Here is an 18,108-nt window from a genome sequence, read left to right on the forward strand (position 1 = left end):
CGCGTGGCCCCGGGGGACGAGAAACGGCCCCGCCCGTGGGCGGGGCCGTTTCTCGGTCACCGGGTGGAGCTGAGGGGAATCGAACCCCTGACCTTCTCATTGCGAACGAGACGCGCTACCAACTGCGCCACAGCCCCGTGTGCGTGTCCAGACTATACAGACCAGCCCGGCGCCGACCCAAACGCCGGTGGCACCGGTCAGCCCACGCGGTCGATGCGGGGGAGGTCCTCGAACTCCTCCTCCAGCGCCATCTCCGTGCCGTCCGCCGGGAGCTGGCCGGAACCGCTGCTGGGCTGGGGAGCACCGCGGTAGGCGCGGGCCTTGAGGGTGTAGGTCGGCGGCGGCACCGGGGTCGGGCTCCACGAGCCCGGTTCGGCCGGCGCGGGCTCGTCGGCCACCGCGGTCCGGGTCGGTGCCGGAGCCAGTCCGGCCTCGACCTCGTCGATGTCGAATAGGGCGGGTCGGGCCGGTTCGAGGTCCACCGCGCGGCGGGCCGGACGCGCGGCGGCGACCGCTCCGGCGGCGGCCCGGGCCTGCGCCGCGAGCGGGGAGTCCTGCGCCTGCGGCGTCGTGCTGACCGGTGCGCCGGCGTCGTCGGCGGCCGGTCGTCCGGCGCGCGCGGGAGCGCTGTCGGCACGACGACCGGGACCGTCGCCGACCGCGGCACGGCCGGCGGCCGGACGGCCGGGGGCGGCCGAGCGAGGGCGCCTGCGGCCCGCGCGGGCCGAGCGGCGCACGAGCAGGAGGGTCACGCCGAGCACCCCGACACCGGCGAAGCTCCACCACCACCCCAGCACGGGGCTGACCCCGAGCGAGACCAGGGCGACCATGACGACCGACGCGCCGAGCAGCGCCACGGCGCGCAGCCGGGCGGCTCGGCGGGCCCGGCGCACGGCAGGGCTCGGACCCACGGCGGTCGCGCCCGCGGGCTGTCGGGCGGCTGCCGGGCGCCCGCCGCGCTTGACCGTGACCTCGGGGCGGGCCGGTCGCAGCGGCGAGACGGTGTAGGCGGCGGGGGCCTGGTCGGCCACGTCCGGGCGGGGCAGCGCGCGTCGCCGTTCCAGGACGCGCATGGCCTCGGAGAATCGGTCGACCGACCGGGCCGTCGCGAGGTGCTCGCGGCGGCGCACCCAGTGCTGGACCAGGTAGACAGCCCACACCGCCAGGATGACGACGAAGATGAGACTGCTGACCGGGGGCACGAGACCACGGTAGGCGTCCCGCCGGGACGATCCGCTGAGGTCGCCGGAGTGTCGCCGGAGTTTCTCCTGTGCCTGGTGGGGGCGGCCGTGTGCGCAGCCGTGCGCGTCCGTGGCCCGACGAGGGCCACGAGGGCACACGGTCGGGTGCGCGCTCAGCCGGCGCGGCCGTGCAGGCTCGCGACCAGGCCCCCCGGGGCGTACCCGCCCGGGCGCAGGTCCTCGGCGAGGACCGCGAAGGAACGGTGGTCGGCCCATCCGCCGTCGACGTGCATGAGCCCCCGCTGCCGCCCCTCCTCGGGGATGCCGAGGCGGGCCACGACCGCGAGGGACGCGGCGTTCTCGGGCCGGATGGCGACCTCGACGCGGTGCAGGCCCACCTCGAGCAGCGCGTGGTCGACCAGGGCGGCCAGCGCCCAGGTCGCCACCCCCCGGCCGGTGGCCCCCCGGTCCAGCCAGTAGCCCGCCCACCCCGAGCGCCGGGCCCCCCAGAGCACGTCGAAGAGCTGCATCTGGCCCAGGACGCGGCCGTCCACGTCGATGACGAAGGGCAGGGTCAACCCGTCGCGGGCCGCACGGTCGTTGACCCGGCGCATCTGGTGGAAGGGCAGACCCCCCGAGCGGTCCTGCGGTGCCGTCGACTCCCAGGGCCGCAGCCAGGCGGCGTTGCGGCGGCGCAGGTCCTCCCACCCCGCGCGGTCGGCGCGGCTCAGCCCGCGCAGGGTGAGCTGCCGACCGTCCGGGAGCTCCTGGCTCACCCGCACCGGCCACGCCCAGCTCACTCCTGGCGCACCCAGTCCCCGGAGCGCCCGCCGGACTTGGCGACCACCCTGACGCCGGTCACGACGGCCAGCCGGTCGACCGCCTTGACCATGTCGATGAGCGCGAGCGCGGCCACGCTGACGCAGGTCAGCGCCTCCATCTCGATGCCGGTCCGGTCCGCGGTGCGCACGGTCGCGGTGATCTCCACGCCGCCGTCGTCGACCTCGAGGTCCACCGTGACGCCGTGGATGGCCACCGGGTGGCACAACGGCACCAGGTCGGGCGTGCGCTTGGCGGCCTGGATGCCCGCGACGCGCGCGACACCGAGGGCGTCACCCTTGGGCACCGTCCCACCGCGGAGCGCCGCGACGGCCTCCTCCGAGAGGTCGACGCGCCCGCGCGCGGTCGCCGTGCGCGCGGTGACCTCCTTGCCGCTGACGTCGACCATGTGGGCCGTCCCGTCGGCCCGCAGGTGGGTGAGCGGGTCATTCATCGCCGTCGCCCCGTTCGGCCCCGGCCCGCCCGGACTCCTCCTGCTCGCGCTGGCTCCTCAGCCGCGCGTCGATCTCCGCGCGCGGCCGCAGCAGCAGCAGCTCCACCTCGGACCCGGGGGCGACCTCCGTGGCCTCGGGGTCGGAGATCGCCAGCGCGTCGGCCCGGGCGAGCGCGGCCACGAGGTGCGATCCGGCACCGCCCGCCGGGGACACGGCATACGCGCCGGTGGGGTCGCGGTCGATCCGGACCCGGGTGTAGGTCCGCCGGTCCGGCGAGCTGCGCCACCCGGTCGTCGCGAGACCGGTGGTCCGCCGGCCACCCTCGTCCCTCCCCGCGCGCCGCTGCAGCGCCGGGCGCACGAAGACCTCGAAGCTGACGAGGGTGCTCACCGGGTTGCCCGGCAGCGTGAAGACCGGCACGTCGCGCCGTCCCAGCACCCCGAAGCCCTGCGGCTTGCCCGGCTGCATCGCCACCTCGACGAACTCCATCGTCCCCTGCCCGCTGAGCACCTTCTTGACGATGTCGAACTCGCCCTTGCTCACCCCGCCGGTGGTGATGACGACGTCGGCGTGGTCGAGCTGGCGGTGCAGCTGGCGGCGGGTCGCGCCCTCCTCGTCCGGCAGGTGGCCGAGGTGCACGACGTGGGCGCCGGCCCCGCGCACGAGGGCCTCCAGCATGGGACCGTTGGAGTCGACGATCTGCCCCGGCCCGACCGGCTCGCCCGGGCGCACCAGCTCGTCCCCGGTGGACAGGATCGCCACCCGCACCGGCCTGATCACCTCCACCTCCTGGACCCCCGCCGAGAGCAGCGCCGCGATCTCACCGGCCCCGATGCGGCTGCCCGCCGGCAGCACGAGGTCACCGGCGCGGATGTCCTCGCCCGCCCGCCGGATGTGGGCACCCTCCTCGGGGTGCACCCGCAGCTGCGGCTCGTGCGGGTGCCCGTCGGTGTCCTCGACCTTGACGACGGCGTCGGCCCCGTCCGGCATGGGGGCGCCGGTCATGATGCGCCACACCTGGCCCGGCACCATCTCGTGGCGTGCCTGGTCGCCCGCCGCCACGTCCCCGGTGACCGGCAGCACGACCGGGCTCTCGGAGGAGGCGCCCTCGAGATCGGCCCGGCGCACGGCATACCCGTCCATCGAGGAGTTGTCGAAGCGCGGCAGGTCGGCCAGGCTGCGGACGTCCGCCGTGGTGACCAGGCCCAGCGTGCGGCGGACCGGCAGGGTGACGGCGGGGACCGGCTCGATCTGAGCCAGCACGGCGTCCAGGTGCTCGTCGACGGATCTCATGGCCCCACCCTAGGAGCATGGGCCACAATCGGGCCGTATGAGTGGTGCGCTGCCGGACTACCGCCCCTCGGGCGACGTGGCCGCCGACAAGGCGACCTGGCGCACCGCGGTGCGGGCCGCCCGCCGCGGGCTCGTCGACGGGTGGTCCGAGCAGGAGCGCGACACCGCGACGCGGGCGCTCGCGGAGGCGGGGCTCGAGCACCTGCGGAGGTATGCCGTCGCGCACGGTCGCGACGGTCTCGCCGGGGCGACCGTCACCGCCTACGAGCCGATGCGCACCGAGCCACCGGTCCGGGGGCTGACCGATGCGCTGCGGCAGGCGGGGGTGCGGGTGCTCGTGCCGGTCACGCTGCAGCGGCCCCGGCTGGACTGGGTCGACCTCGACGACCCGGGACGCGTCCGCCTGGGCGAGGGGGTGCTGCGGGAGGTCGACCTGGCGTTCGTGCCCGGGCTCGCGGCCTCCCGGGCCGGGGTCCGGCTCGGTCAGGGTGGGGGGTACTACGACACCGTCCTCCCCCGGCTGCGCCGGCTCTCCGGAGGTGCGCCGGTCGTCCTCGTCCTGCACGACCACGAGGTCGTCCCCCAGGTGCCGGCCGCCGGTCACGACGCGGTCGTGGACGCCGTGCTGCGACCCGCGACGGGGGTGCTGCGCCTGCCCCTGCCCTGATCAGCCCTCGTCGGGCACCAGGGTCAGCGTCTGCGTCCCGGCCTCGTCCACCGCGGCCCGGGTGAAGGCCCACGGGTAGGTGTCGCCCTCGATCCAGGCCCGCGTCTGGTCGTCGTAGTTGGGGTGGAAGGGGTGGCCGGAGGTGCCGGTCTGGTTGACCCAGGTGGAGGCGTCGAGGTCGGCGAGGTCGACGACCATGCGCATGGACGGGGCCGAGGTGACGTCGAAGCTGCCGGTGCTGGCGTCCCAGTTCATGGCGTTGACCATGGCGCTGCTGCCCGGCACCGGGAAGGGGCCGCGGTTGACGAGGTCCTGCACCACCCCGGGCACGCCCTCCTCGCCGAGCACCTGGTGGCGCAGGTGGGCGCGGTGCAGCTCCCCCCAGCTCCAGTCCGCGGGGTCCTTGGAGATCTGCCGGGTGAGGTCGAGCCGCGCGTCCACCATGGCGGTGCGCAGCACCTCGTCGCGCGACTCGATGACGCCGGGGGTGCGTTGGTCGTCCCACCACACGCTCTCGGGGGAGGCCATGAGGTCGACCACGATCTGCATGGACCGGGAGTTGCCGGTCGCGCCGAGGTCCGGCGGCAGCTCGTCGTCGAAGACCGCCTCGAGCAGGTTGTCGTAGACGGCGTAGAAGTAGGCCGCGGCAGCGGTCTGGTCGCCGTCGGCCGGGCTGCTGCCGTCCCAGTCCCGCAGCAGGTCCTGCGGCGCGGTGTAGAAGTCGCCCTCGAGGTCGACCTCGGTGAGGTAGGGCACCATGTCGAGCGCGAAGGTGCTGACGTCGTCGAGCTGGATCTCGCTCATGTCCGCCCCCGTGAGCGGCCCCTGCTCGAGCCGTGAGCGCAGCAGCTCCAGGATGCGGGTGGAGCGGTATCCCTTGTCGTACTCCGTGGTGAGGAACGGCGTGGACCCTCGCACGACAGCCTGGTTGGCGGCGACGACGATGCCGTCCTCGGGGTTGTAGGCCGTGGGGAGGTCCTCGAAGTCCACCCACCCGCGCCAGGTGTACTGGTCGTCCCAGCCGGGGGCCGGGTAGTAACCGGGCGGGGTCGAGTAGGTCGCGCTGCGGCGGACCGGGACCAGGCCCGGGGCCTGGTAGCCGATGTTGCCCTCGGTGTCGGCGTAGAGGAGGTTCTGGGAGGGCACGGCGAACAGCTGCGCCGCGGAGCGGAACTCGTCCCAGTCACCGGCCGCGTTGAGGGCGAAGACGGCGTCGGCGGTGCGGGCGGGCTCCAGGCCGGTCCACCGCAGCGCCACCTCGAAGTCCCGGGAGGTCGCGACCCCGTCGAGCGGTCCGTTGTCCCCCATCAGGCCGACGTCCTCCAGCACGTCGGAGACGATCGGGCCGTGCGAGGTCTCCCGCACGGTGAGCTCGACGTCGTCGCCTCCGGCCACCCGGATCGTCTCGGTGCGCACGTCCATGGGGACGTAGTCCTCGTCGCGCAGCACCGTGTCGTCCACGGTGTCCTCGAGGTAGAAGTCGGTGACGTCGGGGTCGAGGTTGGTGAAGCCCCAGGCGATGGAACGGTTGTGGCCGATGACCACCCCCGGGAGCCCGGCGAAGGTGAAGCCGGTGACGTCGAAGGGGCACTCCTCGCTCAGCTCCCGGCAGTGCAGACCGCTCTGCATCCAGATCCCGGGCTGGGAGATCGCGAGGTGCGGGTCGTTGGCGAGCAACGGCATACCCGTCTCGGTGTGGTCCCCGGAGACGACCCAGGAGTTGGAACCGATCCCCTCGCCGGAGCCCATGAGCTCGGGCACGGCCGCCAGGGCGGACGCGGTGTCCGCGAAGGCGTCCTGCGCCGGCCCGGCGAGCCACTGGCGCGTCTCGTCCGAGATCGGGCCGTCCGGGGCCACCGGGTCGCCGCGACCCACGAGGTCGGCGGCGTCGGACTGCCCCGGCACCGGGGCGAGCACCGTGCCCCTGGTCCCGCTCCGGCTGTCGGTGACCCCCGTCGGCGAGGTCTGCGGCGGCCTCCACTCGCTGCGGTCCAGGATGGGCGGGTGCTGGTCGAAGGGGTAGTCGGGGTAGAGGGTCTCGAGCTGGTCCAACGACAGCTGGCCGACGAGACGTCCGCGGGCGAGCTCGTCGGCGTAGTTGCCCCGCAGGTCCCAGGCCATCGCCTTCAGCCAGGCGAGCGAGTCCACCTCGTCCCACGGACGCACCATGTAGCCCGGGGCGTTGGAGGAGAGCAGGACGTACTCGATGCCCATGGCCGAGGGACCGCTGCGGCTGTCGATGTAGGCGTTGACCCCGGCGGCGTAGGCGGCGAGGTAGGTGCGCGCCTCCGGCGAGAGCAGCGACAGCTCCTGCTCGGCGACCCGGCGCCAGCCGAGGGTGCGGATGACCCGGTCCGTCTCCAGGCCCCCCTCTCCCACCAGCTCGCTGAGCCGGCCGCTGACGATGTGCCGCCGCAGGTCCATCTGGAAGAAGCGGTCCTGGGCAGCCACGAAGCCCTGCGCCCGGAAGAGGTCCTCGGCGGTGTCGGCGTAGATGTGCGCCACCCCCAGGTCGTCCCGCACCACCTCCACCTGCGCACCGAGCCCGGCCAGCTCCTGCTCCCCCGAGACCTGCGGGAAACCGCGCCGGGTCAGACCGACCGCGATGACGGCGGTGGCCACCACCACGACCACGAGGATCGCCGCGATCGGCACGGCCAGACGCTGCCAGAGGGGACGGGACACGGCCCCCAGCCTAGGTGACGGTGCACGGTGCGGTCAGGAGGCGACGTAGAATCCGGGCTCGTGCCCACGTATTCATACGCCTGCAAGGACTGCGGTCACGCCTTCGACATCCAGCAGGCGTTCACCGACGACGCCCTGACCGTCTGCCCCCAGTGCGAGGGGCGGCTGCGCAAGGTCTTCAGCGCGGTCGGGGTCGTCTTCAAGGGCTCCGGCTTCTACCGCACGGACTCGCGGGGCTCGGGGTCCGGGAGCGGCGGCTCGACCTCCGGTGGGTCCGAGCGGAGCTCGGGCGACAAGGGCGGGTCCGGGGGGTCGGGGTCCGGCGAGTCCGGGGGGTCCGGCAGCTCGGCCGGCGGATCCGGCGGGTCAGGGTCGGGCTCGTCCGGCAGCGGCGGATCCTCCCCCAAGGGCAGCTCCGGCACCACGACGACGTCCACATCCTCCGGGGGCTCGGGCCCGTCGTCCACAGGCTCCGCCTGAGCCCTGGCCGGCGAGGTCAGCGGCGCCTAGAGTCGCCGGGGTGACCCCAGCAGCAGGACCCTCCCCCGGCCGACCGCGCAGCAGGCGCACCGTGCGCCCCTCGCTCGCGCTGCCCGCCCGTCGGTGGGTGGCCGCGGGCCTGGCCGCGCTGGTCGTCGGCGGAGGTCTCCACCTCGTCGTCTCCCAGCCCCGGCCCGAGGACGTGGCCGCCGTGGTGGCGGCCCGAACCCTCCCGGTGGGTGCACCGCTGGGCGAGGGGGACACCGAGCTGCGCCACCTGCCGGAGTCGGCCCTGCCGGCCGGGGCGCTCCGGGAGCTCCCCGCCGGCGACGCCCGGGCGGCCGTCCCGCTGCAGGCCGGCGAGATCCTCAGCGTCGCCGACCTGCGCACCTCTGCCCTGCTCGAGGGCCTCCCCGGCCGGGTGGCGGTCTTCGTGCCCCTGGGTGAGGCGGCCCTCGCCGAGGCGATGGGCTCCGGCGACGTGGTCGACGTGCACTCGCCGGTCGAGGGGTCCGTGGTCGCCCGGGAGGCGCTCGTCCTGCAGGTGCGGGGCGGGGAGGCTGCGGGACTGTGGCTGGCCGTGGAGGAGGACACGGCGGTCGGGCTGGCCGCGGCACGCGGTGCCGACCCGGTGGGCGCGGCCCTGAGCGTGGCCCTGCGGCCGCCTCCTCCGTAGGGGTGGGCGGGTCGCCCGGCTCCGCCTATACTCCTGCCGTGGCGCCAGGGGCGAGTCACGGCGCGGGCCACCCACATCCGACACCACCATGTGCGCACCGTCCTGCCCTGCGCGCGACCCGAGAGGAGAGGCCATGCTCAGCGGCTTCAAGGACTTCATCTTGCGCGGCAACGTCATCGAGCTGGCCGTCGCGGTCGTCGTCGGCTCCGCCTTCGCGGCCGTCGTCGACACCATCGTCTCCAACATCATCACCCCCCTGCTCAACGCCGCCGGCGGCGCGCAGGTCGAGGGGCTGAAGCTCGAGATCATCAGCGGTCGACCCGACACCGCGATGGACTTCGCGGCCATCATCAACGCGGTCATCGTCTTCCTCATCACCGCGGCGGTCGTCTACTTCGTGCTCGTCGGCCCCATGAACCGGATCACCGAGCGCATCAACCGCACCAAGGCGGTCGAGGAGGAGGTCATCTCCGAGGAGGTGGCCACCCTCCGCGAGATCCGCGACCTGCTGGCCCAGCGCCGCCCCGACGCCACCACCTGACTCACCGGACGGACGTCTGACCGCACCGGACGCGCGTTCCGACCACGCGTCCGGTGCGGTGGTGAGCGCCGTCAGTCCCAGTGCGGGGGGCGCTGCTCGAGGATCCAGCTGTCCCGGGGGTCGAGCCGGGTCGCGGCCGCCCCGTCGCCCGCGCGGCGCGCCTCGCGCTCGCGCCGACCGGGCGTCGGGGGGTCGTCGGTCTGGTCGGCGGCCGGGTTGGTCGGGGGTGCGACCACGCGCCCACGGGTATGCCGTCGGCCGGGTCGCCGCGCGCCACCACCGGGTGCTCCGCCGGTCCCGACGTCCTCGCCCTCGCCCTCGCCCTCGCCCTGGAGCGTGACCCGGGCGTCATGGGCGTCCTGGCGTCGCTCGTCGGTGCCGGCGGACATCAGCGTCTCGGTTGCTCGCGCAGGGCGTGCAGGACCCGGGCCACCTCGCGGGCGGGGTCGGTGAACACGTCGGTGGTGCGGACCCGCACCGGGGTCCACCCCATCCGGGTGAGCTGCTCGTGCCGCAACCGCACGTCGTCCCTGCCGGGTGCTCCCGCGGCGGACCGCCCGTCACCGTCGACGGCGACGGCATAGCGGTGCGGGTCGTCCTCGGCGACCACCGCGAGGTCGACGGCGTGCGGGCCGTGGCCGACGCCCTCGCGCACGTCCAGACCCTCGGCGCGCAGCCGGCGGACGAGCTCGGCGAGCACGGCCGAGCCGTGCCCGTGCTCCTCGGCGTCGGGGACGAGCGCGCGGGCCACGATGCGGGCGCCGTGGGTGGCCGCCTCGGGCCAGGTCTCGACCGGGGCCTCGGTCACCAGGTCGACGCTGCGCCGCGCCGCCGCGAGCACGGCACCGGCGGTCTCCGGTGTCGTGACGCCCTCCGGGGACCCGAGCCACACCACCCGGTCCCTGGTCTGCCCGGCGACACGGTGCACCGGCAGCACGAGGAAGGCCTCGCTGTCCTGCTCGTCGTCCGAGAGCGAGGCGGGGAGCTCGCCGCCCCGCATGGCCTGCCGCAGCGCGATCCCCGCGTCCTCGGCGCCGGCCTCGTCGTCGGTGACGAGCAGGAGGCTCTCGGGTCCGGACCGGGCGTGCTTGAGCACGAGCCGGACGGCTGCCTCCACCCGGATGCTGACGTGCCCCTGCACGACGTGCTCGCGCACGCTCGGGACCCGGTCGACCCCGGGGAAGGAGTGCACGGGCCGGGGCATGAGCGGGGCCAGGGGCGCCACCAGCCCCTGGTCGAGGGCGCGGTAGTGCACCGCCAGGTGGCGCACCGGCAGCACGGCCGACGCGTCGCGCAGCAGGGAGGGCACCGTGGCCGCACCCGGGGCCGCCTCGGCCCGAGGGTCGGCCACGACGGAGAAGTCGCGGGGCCCGGGGCCGCCGCTGTCTCCGACGACGAGCACCCGTCGCCCCCGGGCCAGCGCGGGTGCCGAGCGCGCCGTCGTCGTGCGCCCGGCGTGGTCCACGACCACGAGGTCGACCGTGAGGTCGGGTGGCAGCACGGCCGGCACCGCGAGCGGGCTGGTGAGCAGCACGGGGGCCGCGGCCAGCACGACGTCCGGCGCACGGCTGATGATGTCGCGCGAGTCGACGGCACCCACCCGGCTCGCGTCCAGGGCACGCTGCCAGGCACCGAGCTGGGAGGCGTGCCCGGTGAGGGTCCGGCGCAGCCGCCGCAGCACGGCTCGTCGCGCACGCAGGGCGTTGCGGTGCAGGTGCGCGCGGTCGGCGGACCGGAAGGACCGCTCGGCCTCGCGCACCGCCTCGCCGCCGACCTGCTGCGGCACCGAGTCGGAGGTGAGGTGGTCCAGCACCGAGCTGCGGTGCACGAAACGCACCTCGGGGGTGACCCGATCGGCGGGCACCCCGCGCCGGGCGAGGTCGTCGACCAGCTCGCCGAGACCGCGCTCACGCAGCGGCGCCAGCAGCGGGTGCGCCTGCGCCGCGACGGCCGCGCGCTCGGCACGGGCGTCGAGGCGCACGAGCCGCTCCAGCACCGTGTCGAGATGGGTGGTCGACAGCTCGTGCCCGGCGGAGGTCCCGGTGAGGACCTGCTCCAGCCAGGCGAGGTCCTCCCCGAGCGGGGCGTGCGCGGCCAGCGCCTCGTCCCAGCCCTCGGGGGCCGTGGGCCGGGCGGCCTTGCCGGCCACCTCCTCCCACTCCCGATGCTCGTCCCGCGCCATGCGGACCCGGTGGGCGAGCTCGGGCGGGGGCGTCCCCGGGCGCAGCTGCTGCCGCACCTGGCGCCGCAGCCGGGCCCGGGCCACCGCTCCGGGGCGTTGCTCCACGTCGTCCCGGTCCGCGGTGGCCGCGACCATGTCGTCCAGCGGTGCGTCGTAGATCCCGGGGGAGAAGTGGTCGAGGGTCTCGCTCGCCCGGGCGATCAGGCCCAGCCGGTGCGCCCACTGGGCGAGGGTCGCCGGCGCCGGCATCCCGGCGGCGCGGCAGACGGCGTCGGCCTGCTCGCGGGCCGTGCTGAACTCGCCGGTGACCAGACGCCCGACGATCTCGGTGGCTCGGGCGGCCTCGTCCTCGCTGGCCAGGCGCGCGGCATACCAGGGGTCCTCGGTGCGCGCCGCCGACCAGGCCCCGCAGTCGGCGGCCTCGATGAGGGCGTCGGTGACGGCGGAGAGCTCCTCCTCGGTGAGCTCGCCGAGGACGTCCAGCGGCAGCCGGACGCGGGACGCCGGCGGGTGCGCCAGGGTGGCCAGCGCCGCGAGGTCGTCCTCGGTCCGGGCCAGGCTGAGCGACCAGGGCGCGTGCTCGCGGTGCAGCACCTCCTGCTCCCGACGGAGCACGGAGAGGGCGTCGGCACGGGCCGGAAGGGGGTCCGGGCCGAGGTCCGGCTCGTCCTCGGCGGGCAGGCGGTCCAGGGTGTGCCGCACCCGCGCCAGCGTCTGGCGCATGGAGGCGGGGTCCTCGGCCAGGTGGAGGCACAGGTCACCCAGCCCCACGTGGTCCAGGCGTCGGCGCAGCGCCTCGAGGGAGGTGCGGTCCTCCGAGCACACCATGACCGTGCGGCCCTCGGAGAGCGCACCGACGACGACGTTGGCGATGGTCTGGGTGGCGCCGGTGCCGGACGGGGTGTCGAGGACGAGGTCGCCACCGTGGGAGACCTCGTCCACGACGAGACGCTGGGAGGCGTCGGCGTCCAGGGCGCTGAGCTCCCGGGCCGGGTCGTCGGCGCGCTCCTGGTCGGGGGACGTGTTGGCCAGCCGCACGTCGGCGCCCGCGAGCGCGGCGACCACGTCGTGGGTGGCCAGCGGCTCCGGGTCGCCGGTGTAGGACGTCACCAGGGGCAGCTTGGCCCACGGGAAGGTGCTGATGACCATCTGCGGGCCGATGGCGAAGCCGGCCATCTCGACGCAGATGTCCTCCAGCGCGCGATAGGTCAGCCGGGGGTCGAAGCCGTGGCTCTGGGCGGACAGCCCGGCCAGCAGCGCCGGGTCGGGCTGGAGGTGCGCCTCGCTGCGGAGGTAGTGCTCGAGGACCGGGTTGAAGACGACGTCCTCGTGCAGCTCGAGCACGAAGTCGGAGTGGGCCGCGTCGGTCGGCGTGATGGTGCACGCGCGCAGCAGCACGGGGGCGCGCGGCGGCACCGGCACGCGGTGCAGGGTCCAGGTCGCCAGGCCGATGGCGAGGAAGCTCGTCTCCAGCCCGTGCTCCCGGCGCATCTCGGTGACCTTGTCGCGGATGCCGCCCAGCCGGCGGGCCGCGTCGGTGAACGCCACCTGCTCGCGCACCAGGTCCGACAGCGGCGTCGGGCGACCCGACAGCAGCTTGGCAACCCCTCCGGGGTGCGCGAGGTTGAGGTCGAAGGTGCCGGTGAGGGAGGTGCGGTGCCACAGCAGCGTGTTGGCACCCCCGAGCTCGGCGACCTCGTGGCGCCAGCGCGTCCGGGCGCGCTGGACCGCCTCGACACGGGCCTCGTCGAGGGTGTGGGGGGGACGCAGCGAACTCACCGACACAGGCTAACGACTCCCGGCGGCAACGCCGCCTCCGCCACACCCGCGTGGCCGTCCCGCGGGCCGCCTACACCCCGACCGGGCTCCGCTCGCGGTCACCGCGCGCCACGGTGTAAGCCGCGAGCCCCGTAGCGGCGAGGGCGGCGACCGCGCAGAGCACGGCATACCCGAAGACGTCCATGACGACCCCGGCCAGGGCGCCCCCCACCGCGGCGGTCAGACCCATGACCAGGTCGGCAGCGCCCTGCACCGAGGCCCGCTGGCCGACGGGCACCGACCCGGCCACCGTGCCGGAGCCGGCCACGAAGGTGCAGGACCAGCCCAGCCCCAGCAGCACGAGGCCCGCGGTGAGACCCGCCGAGAAGCCGGCGTGGCTGAGCGCCGCCAAGAGGCAGGCGAGCACCAGCAGCCCGACCCCGAGGAGGACCACCGGGCGCGCCCCCAGGCGGTCGGTGAGCTGGCCGGTGACGGGCGCGAGGCCGTACATCCCGAGGATGTGCAGGCTGATGACCAGCCCGATGAGCTCGATCTCCGCCTGCCCGTGCCGCATGTGCAGCGGGGTCATGACCATGACCGCCACCATGACGACGTGCCCGACGGTGACCGCGGAGGTGGCCCACAGCGCGGTGGGCGTGGCCGCGATGATCCGCAGCCCGTCGACGACGTTGCCCTCCCGTCCCGGCGGGCGGTCGGTCTCCGCCCGGGCCAGCCGGCGGGCGGTGAGCAGCGGGTCGGGGCGCAGCAGGACGTGCAGGAGCACCGCGGCCAGGAGGAAGCCGAGGCAGGAGAAGACCCAGGCGCCGGCCAGCGGGGGCAGCCCGAGCATCCCGGCGACCGCCTTGCCGGGCCCGACCATGTTGGGCCCGAGGACGGAGCCGATGGTCGTCGCCCACACCACCCAGCTCAGCTGCCGCCCGCGGCGCTCGGGCGCGGCGAGGTCGGTCGCGGCATACCTCGCCTGGCTGTTGGCCGTGGTCGAGGCGCCGAAGAGGGTGGTGCCGAGGAGCAGCAGCCAGAAGGTGCCGGTCGCGGTCGCGGTGATCGCGAGGGCGGCACCCACCCCCCCGACGAGGTATGCCGTCGCCAGGCCGACGCGGCGCCCGTGCCGCCCCATGAGCGCCGCGATGGGGATGGTGAACAGCGCTCCCCCCAGCACCTGGGTGGTCGTGGCCAGTCCCGACAGCGCGTCGCGGCCGCTGACGTCCGCGGCCACGATCGCCCCGACGGCGATCCCGCTGGCCACCCCGATGCCACCGAGCGTCTGGCTGCCCATGAGGGTCAGCACGGTGCGCGACTGCACCGAGGCGGGACTGCTCACCGGCTCGCTCATGCCAGCACTATCCCAGCAGCAGCGGCCCCCGCCCACACCGGCTGCACGGCCGGTCTCGGCGACTCAGCGGATCTGCCGGCGCCAGTCCGACGGCACCGCCCCGGCCGGACCGGGCACCGGCTGGTCCACCGGCCTGCTCGTGGGACCGGCCAACGGCGGACCGTCGACCACCTCGCCCCTGTCGTAGTCCCAGAACCACTCCTCCCCCGGCTCGAAGCTCTGGACGACGGCGTGCCCGGTGGCCCGCGCGTGGGCCGTGGCGTGCTGCGAGGGGGAGGAGTCGCAGCACCCGACGTGGCCGCACCCGGCGCAGCGCCGCAGATGCACCCACCACCCGCCGCCGTCCAGGCACTCCACGCACCCGGTGCCGCTGGGCGGCACGGTGGGGTCGATCAGCTCGTTGCTCATGTCGTCCTGCCCGTCTCGCCTCGTGGTGTCACCGATACCCCAGGGTAGGGCCGACAGCACCCGGCCCGCGCGCCTCAGCCGGAGCGGACGACCTCCGAGGTCGCGACGTCGTCCACGATGGTGATGATGGCCCGCGCCATTTCGATGAGGCCGCCGTAGAGCGGCCAGCGCAGGTCCGGCAGCCCTCCGTCGGACAGGTCCGAGGCCAGCCGGTCGGTCCAGGAGCGCAGCTCCTGCACGTCCGCCTCGGGGTCCTCCACGCGCCGACCCAGCTCGTCGAGCAGCTCGATGAAGGGGTCGCGGAAGGCAGGGTCCCACTCCTCGGCGGCGACCGCGGACTCGTGCACGAGCCGGGACATCCCCCGCACCTGGGCGATGCCCTCCTCCAGCCGGGTGAGCACCCGCGAGAGCTCCTCGCTGCTGGAGGCACGGCGCCGGCGCGGGTTGCCCCACGTGCTCTCCTGCGCCTCGTAGACCAGCCGCCAGGCGCTGTCGAGCCTCCGGTCCAGGGTCCGGGTGCGGTCCACCCAGTCCCCGGTGGGCGCGTCGTCGGCCTGGTCCCGCAGCCCCGCAGCCATGTCCCGCAGGAGCTGGCCCAGACCGCGGTCGATCTCCCCCACCTGCTGCCGAGCGCTCTCGTCGCGCAGGGGGGCGGCGAGGACGGTGTTGACGACCAGGGCCAGCACCACGCCGATGGCGGTGGCGGCCAGCCGGTCGCCCAGGCCGCTCCAGCTGGTGTCGGTCGAGGCGGTGATGACGAACAGCACGGTGGTCGCCACGGTGATCCCCTCGTGCCGCAGCAGCCCCACCCGGGCGAAGCCCATCGCCAGCAGCAGCGCTAGCCCGAGCGTCAGGGTGCCGTGGCCGCCCACCTGCACGGCGGCGAACGCGAGCACGACCCCGACGGAGGTGGCGAGCACGGCCTGGGTCCCTCGGGACACCGTCCGGTAGACGGTCGCGTGCACCGTCAGGAGTGCGGTCCAGGGGGCGAGGAAGGCCTGGTCGAGGTCGAGCAGCGTGTCGGCGACGAGCCACGCCGCCACCGCGGCGAGCACGCTCTTGAGGATCTGGACGAGGTCGCTGCGGACGTCAGGCCGGCTGAGCCAGCGCCGCAGGCGCTGGGAACGGGTGGGCATGGCCCTGACTATGACATCCGTCCCGGGGTCGCACCAGCAGCGATGCCACCCCGGCCACCGGCCACGGCCCGGACGCGAGAGGATGCAGCATGACCGAGCACGCACCCACCCTCGTGACCATCGACCCGCGGCACGTCGCCGTCGTCTCCGGACTCGGCCTCCCCTCAGAGGAGGTGCGGTCCTTCTTCGACAGCGCCTTCCGGACCCTGCACCGCCAGCTGGAGAGCCAGCACCTGGCACCCGGCGGGCCCGCCTTCGCCTGGTTCCTCGGTCCCCCCGGGGACACCACCGACGTCCAGGTGGGGCACGAGGTCGACCTGTCCTTCGTCCCCACGGCACCGGTCGACACCCTGCAGCTGCCCGGCGGGCAGGCCGCCCAGCTCGTGCACGAAGGGTCCTACGACGACCTCGGCGAGTCCTGGCAGCGGCTCGTCGACTGGGTCCGGTCGCACGGTCTGGACGCCGGGGGCGGCATGCTCGAGGAGTACCTCACCGAGCCCGGTCCCGACGTCGACCCGGACACGGTGCAGACCCGGCTGAGCTGGTTCGTCACCCGGCAGGAGTGACCCGCCTCACCGGACCTGCTCCTTCCCCGTCTCCTGCCGACGCTGACGCACCACGACGAAGGTCGCGGCACCCAGGAGCACGCCGGCGACCACGGTGGCGACCGTCGCGGCGGTGCTGCCGAGCAGCTGCTCCAGGAGCACCCGGCTCTGGGAGGTCGGGTCGGCCAGCACCACGGTGACGAAAGCAGTGACCAGGACGGTCGCCAGGATGCCGGGCACCTGCTGCCACCGGCCGGTCAGCCCGAGCCGCTGGCGCAGCAACCTGCCCGCCTTGAGGATCCGGCCGGCCCGGATCAGCCGCAGCGCGCCGACCACGCGCAGCAGCCGGAGCAGCTGGAGGGGGCCGACGGCCAGGACCACGGCGAGCACCACGGCGACCGTGAGCAGGATCAGCCACCAGTTGCGGCGGACCCACGCCCGCTTGTCGCCGGCGACGAGGAAGAGGATGAGGGTCTCGGCGAGCAGGACCGCTCCGGTGAGCCAGTTGGTGACGGCGCCCACGGTGGCGTAGGGGTCGTCCAACAGGGTGAGGAAGACGGCGGGGACGGAGGCGAGGGCCGCGACCACGACGGGCAGCGCGAGGCGCTCCTCCCACTCCGCCTCCCGGTCCTGGCTCACCGGGTGCCTCCGGGATGCGTCAGCACGTGCCCCCGGCAGGATTCGAACCTGCGACACCCGCTTTAGGAGAGCGGTGCTCTATCCCCTGAGCTACGAGGGCGGACCGGGCCCGAGGGCGCCGGAACCGGCCCATCGTCTCACGCCGACCGCGGCGGCCACGGCCAGGTCGCTGCCCGACGGGCTGCCGGTGGCCGGGCAGACCGACGACGGACGCCCGCCGTGCGACAGGGGCACGGCGGGCGTCGAGGGAGGTACGGGGCTCAGCCGGTGGTGGCGGCGGCGAGGTTGCCCAGGCTCGTCTCCAGCTCCTCCTCGGAGACGAGCGGGAAGCTGACCTTCTTGAGCAGCGCCTGATCGGTGACCTTGCCCCAGTCGTAGGTCAGCCGGACCTCGGTGTGGTCCGGGCCCTGCGGGGTGAGCTCCCAGACCCACTCCCAGCCGGGCGGGTCGGTGTCGGCCGGCGCGGTCTGCCAGGCCACGAGCTTGTCCTTGTCGTAGCCGGTGACGTGGTTGTCGGTCTGGTAGTCGCCACCCATGTGGTCGCCGCTCATGTTCATCCGGAAGGTCTGCCCGGTCGAGGTGATGCGGTCGCCGTGGTCGACGGACAGGACGAATCCGGACCCGTCGATCCCGACGTGGTTGTCCGGCAGGGTGAGCACCTCGAACACGTCCTTGGCGGACGCGTCGATGGTGCGGCTGACGGTGAGGCTCGTCTGATCAGTCATACCCCGACGCTAACGAGCGGGCCGGGCTCGCGCGACCTGAGGCCGAGCCTGCCTCCGCCGACGCGTGGCACGCTGGCCCCATGGCGACGCACACCTTCGCGCTGGAGCTGACGTGGACGGGCAACCGCGGGACGGGGACGTCCGGGTACCGCGACTACGACCGGGCCGTGCTGGCCCGCAGCACGGGTATGCCGGACCTCGAGCTCTCCGCCGACCGGGCCTTCCGTGGCGACCGGGCACGGTGGAACCCCGAGGTCCTGCTCGTCGCCGCCCTGAGCGAGTGCCACCTGCTGTCCTTGCTGCACGTCGCCGTCACCCGTGGGGTCACGGTCGTGGACTACGAGGACGCACCGGTGGGCACGATGGAGCAGTCCGGGCTCGGGGGCCGGTTCACCGAGGTCCGGCTGCGACCGGTCGTCACGGTGGCCGACCCCGGGCACCTGGACCTCGTGCCGCAGCTGCACGCCGAGGCCGCACAGGCGTGCTTCATCGCCGCTTCGGTGAACTTCCCGGTGCACCACGAGCCCACGACCCGGGTGGCCGGGTGAGCCTCGAGCGGAGCAG

At 74.7% G+C, this 18,108-nt stretch carries 18 protein-coding genes and 2 tRNA genes; 6 read left to right on the forward strand and 14 right to left on the reverse strand.

What is annotated here, in order from left to right; translation table 11 throughout:
* Positions 1–64: 64 nt before the first annotated feature.
* The 5 genes from Q0967_RS02435 to glp form a co-directional block, all read right to left on the reverse strand.
* Positions 65–137: transfer RNA gene (locus tag Q0967_RS02435), tRNA-Ala, on the reverse strand.
* A 60-nt stretch (positions 138–197) separates the two neighbouring features.
* On the reverse strand, positions 198–1,202 hold the full coding sequence (locus Q0967_RS02440; RefSeq protein ID WP_298748952.1) for a hypothetical protein: 1,005 nt from the start codon (positions 1,200–1,202) through the stop codon (positions 198–200).
* 152 nt (positions 1,203–1,354) lie between these two features.
* Positions 1,355–1,957, reverse strand: coding sequence for a GNAT family N-acetyltransferase (locus tag Q0967_RS02445; protein WP_298748953.1), 603 nt, complete (start codon positions 1,955–1,957; stop codon positions 1,355–1,357).
* Positions 1,958–1,977: 20 nt separating this feature from the next.
* Positions 1,978–2,454 carry a cyclic pyranopterin monophosphate synthase MoaC gene (gene moaC, locus Q0967_RS02450; protein WP_298748955.1) on the reverse strand — a complete coding sequence of 159 codons (477 nt, stop codon included), beginning with the start codon at positions 2,452–2,454 and terminating at the stop codon, positions 1,978–1,980.
* Positions 2,447–3,748 (reverse strand): gephyrin-like molybdotransferase Glp, encoded by a 1,302-nt coding sequence (glp, locus tag Q0967_RS02455; protein WP_298748956.1) that lies wholly within the window; start codon positions 3,746–3,748, stop codon positions 2,447–2,449. Before glp ends, moaC begins: the two co-directional genes overlap by 8 nt.
* A 37-nt stretch (positions 3,749–3,785) precedes the next feature.
* Here glp and Q0967_RS02460 point away from each other — a divergent pair, with 37 nt between their 5' ends.
* Positions 3,786–4,415 carry a 5-formyltetrahydrofolate cyclo-ligase gene (locus tag Q0967_RS02460; RefSeq protein ID WP_298748957.1) on the forward strand — a complete coding sequence of 210 codons (630 nt, stop codon included), beginning with the start codon at positions 3,786–3,788 and terminating at the stop codon, positions 4,413–4,415.
* Here Q0967_RS02460 and Q0967_RS02465 read toward each other — a convergent pair whose 3' ends face one another.
* Positions 4,416–7,100 carry a penicillin acylase family protein gene (locus Q0967_RS02465; protein ID WP_298748958.1) on the reverse strand — a complete coding sequence of 895 codons (2,685 nt, stop codon included), beginning with the start codon at positions 7,098–7,100 and terminating at the stop codon, positions 4,416–4,418. It lies immediately after the preceding gene.
* Positions 7,101–7,160: 60 nt separating this feature from the next.
* Between Q0967_RS02465 and Q0967_RS02470 the strand changes: the two genes are divergently transcribed.
* From Q0967_RS02470 to mscL, 3 genes are all read left to right on the forward strand, one after another.
* Positions 7,161–7,580, forward strand: a complete 420-nt coding sequence (locus Q0967_RS02470; RefSeq protein WP_298748959.1) for an FmdB family zinc ribbon protein — start codon at positions 7,161–7,163, stop codon at positions 7,578–7,580.
* 40 nt (positions 7,581–7,620) lie between these two features.
* The gene (locus tag Q0967_RS02475; RefSeq protein ID WP_299448940.1) at positions 7,621–8,256 is read left to right on the forward strand and encodes an SAF domain-containing protein; all 636 of its coding nucleotides are present in this window, start codon (positions 7,621–7,623) and stop codon (positions 8,254–8,256) included.
* Between the two features lie 133 nt (positions 8,257–8,389).
* Complete coding sequence (gene mscL / locus Q0967_RS02480; RefSeq protein WP_298748961.1) at positions 8,390–8,797, forward strand: large conductance mechanosensitive channel protein MscL; 408 nt, start codon at positions 8,390–8,392, stop codon at positions 8,795–8,797.
* A gap of 71 nt (positions 8,798–8,868) precedes the next feature.
* Here mscL and Q0967_RS02485 read toward each other — a convergent pair whose 3' ends face one another.
* From Q0967_RS02485 to Q0967_RS02505, 5 genes are all read right to left on the reverse strand, one after another.
* Complete coding sequence (locus tag Q0967_RS02485; protein ID WP_298748962.1) at positions 8,869–9,186, reverse strand: hypothetical protein; 318 nt, start codon at positions 9,184–9,186, stop codon at positions 8,869–8,871.
* Positions 9,186–12,758: a DUF4011 domain-containing protein gene (locus tag Q0967_RS02490; RefSeq protein WP_298748964.1), complete on the reverse strand. Its 3,573-nt coding sequence runs from the start codon at positions 12,756–12,758 to the stop codon at positions 9,186–9,188. The genes Q0967_RS02485 and Q0967_RS02490 overlap by 1 nt, the downstream gene beginning before the upstream one ends.
* A 70-nt stretch (positions 12,759–12,828) precedes the next feature.
* Complete coding sequence (locus tag Q0967_RS02495) at positions 12,829–14,091, reverse strand: MFS transporter (RefSeq protein ID WP_298748965.1); 1,263 nt, start codon at positions 14,089–14,091, stop codon at positions 12,829–12,831.
* A gap of 63 nt (positions 14,092–14,154) precedes the next feature.
* Positions 14,155–14,499 carry a UBP-type zinc finger domain-containing protein gene (locus Q0967_RS02500; protein ID WP_298748966.1) on the reverse strand — a complete coding sequence of 115 codons (345 nt, stop codon included), beginning with the start codon at positions 14,497–14,499 and terminating at the stop codon, positions 14,155–14,157.
* Between the two features lie 74 nt (positions 14,500–14,573).
* A complete protein-coding gene (locus Q0967_RS02505; RefSeq protein ID WP_298748967.1) occupies positions 14,574–15,635 on the reverse strand; it encodes an aromatic acid exporter family protein in 1,062 nt (353 codons plus the stop codon).
* Between the two features lie 89 nt (positions 15,636–15,724).
* Between Q0967_RS02505 and Q0967_RS02510 the strand changes: the two genes are divergently transcribed.
* The gene (locus Q0967_RS02510) at positions 15,725–16,201 is read left to right on the forward strand and encodes a GyrI-like domain-containing protein (RefSeq protein ID WP_298748968.1); all 477 of its coding nucleotides are present in this window, start codon (positions 15,725–15,727) and stop codon (positions 16,199–16,201) included.
* A gap of 6 nt (positions 16,202–16,207) precedes the next feature.
* Here Q0967_RS02510 and Q0967_RS02515 read toward each other — a convergent pair whose 3' ends face one another.
* From Q0967_RS02515 to Q0967_RS02525, 3 genes are all read right to left on the reverse strand, one after another.
* Entirely contained in the window at positions 16,208–16,819 is a 612-nt protein-coding gene (locus tag Q0967_RS02515; RefSeq protein ID WP_298748969.1) for a hypothetical protein, read from the reverse strand.
* Between the two features lie 27 nt (positions 16,820–16,846).
* Positions 16,847–16,919, reverse strand: a tRNA-Arg gene (locus Q0967_RS02520).
* 160 nt (positions 16,920–17,079) lie between these two features.
* Positions 17,080–17,544 (reverse strand): SRPBCC domain-containing protein, encoded by a 465-nt coding sequence (locus Q0967_RS02525; protein WP_298748970.1) that lies wholly within the window; start codon positions 17,542–17,544, stop codon positions 17,080–17,082.
* A gap of 80 nt (positions 17,545–17,624) precedes the next feature.
* Here Q0967_RS02525 and Q0967_RS02530 point away from each other — a divergent pair, with 80 nt between their 5' ends.
* Positions 17,625–18,092 (forward strand): OsmC family protein, encoded by a 468-nt coding sequence (locus Q0967_RS02530; protein WP_298748972.1) that lies wholly within the window; start codon positions 17,625–17,627, stop codon positions 18,090–18,092.
* The last annotated feature ends 16 nt before the right edge of the window (positions 18,093–18,108 follow it).

This window comes from uncultured Serinicoccus sp. (assembly GCF_947500995.1).
Classification (GTDB): domain Bacteria; phylum Actinomycetota; class Actinomycetes; order Actinomycetales; family Dermatophilaceae; genus Ornithinicoccus.

Coding starts and splice junctions, on each gene's coding strand:
- moaC (WP_298748955.1), bottom strand. CDS start 2,454: ATGAATGACCCGCTCACCCACCTGCGGGCCGACGGGACGGCCCACATG.
- glp (WP_298748956.1), bottom strand. CDS start 3,748: ATGAGATCCGTCGACGAGCACCTGGACGCCGTGCTGGCTCAGATCGAG.
- Q0967_RS02460 (WP_298748957.1), top strand. CDS start 3,786: ATGAGTGGTGCGCTGCCGGACTACCGCCCCTCGGGCGACGTGGCCGCC.
- mscL (WP_298748961.1), top strand. CDS start 8,390: ATGCTCAGCGGCTTCAAGGACTTCATCTTGCGCGGCAACGTCATCGAG.
- Q0967_RS02485 (WP_298748962.1), bottom strand. CDS start 9,186: ATGTCCGCCGGCACCGACGAGCGACGCCAGGACGCCCATGACGCCCGG.
- Q0967_RS02495 (WP_298748965.1), bottom strand. CDS start 14,091: ATGAGCGAGCCGGTGAGCAGTCCCGCCTCGGTGCAGTCGCGCACCGTG.
- Q0967_RS02500 (WP_298748966.1), bottom strand. CDS start 14,499: ATGAGCAACGAGCTGATCGACCCCACCGTGCCGCCCAGCGGCACCGGG.
- Q0967_RS02505 (WP_298748967.1), bottom strand. CDS start 15,635: ATGCCCACCCGTTCCCAGCGCCTGCGGCGCTGGCTCAGCCGGCCTGAC.
- Q0967_RS02510 (WP_298748968.1), top strand. CDS start 15,725: ATGACCGAGCACGCACCCACCCTCGTGACCATCGACCCGCGGCACGTC.
- Q0967_RS02525 (WP_298748970.1), bottom strand. CDS start 17,544: ATGACTGATCAGACGAGCCTCACCGTCAGCCGCACCATCGACGCGTCC.
- Q0967_RS02530 (WP_298748972.1), top strand. CDS start 17,625: ATGGCGACGCACACCTTCGCGCTGGAGCTGACGTGGACGGGCAACCGC.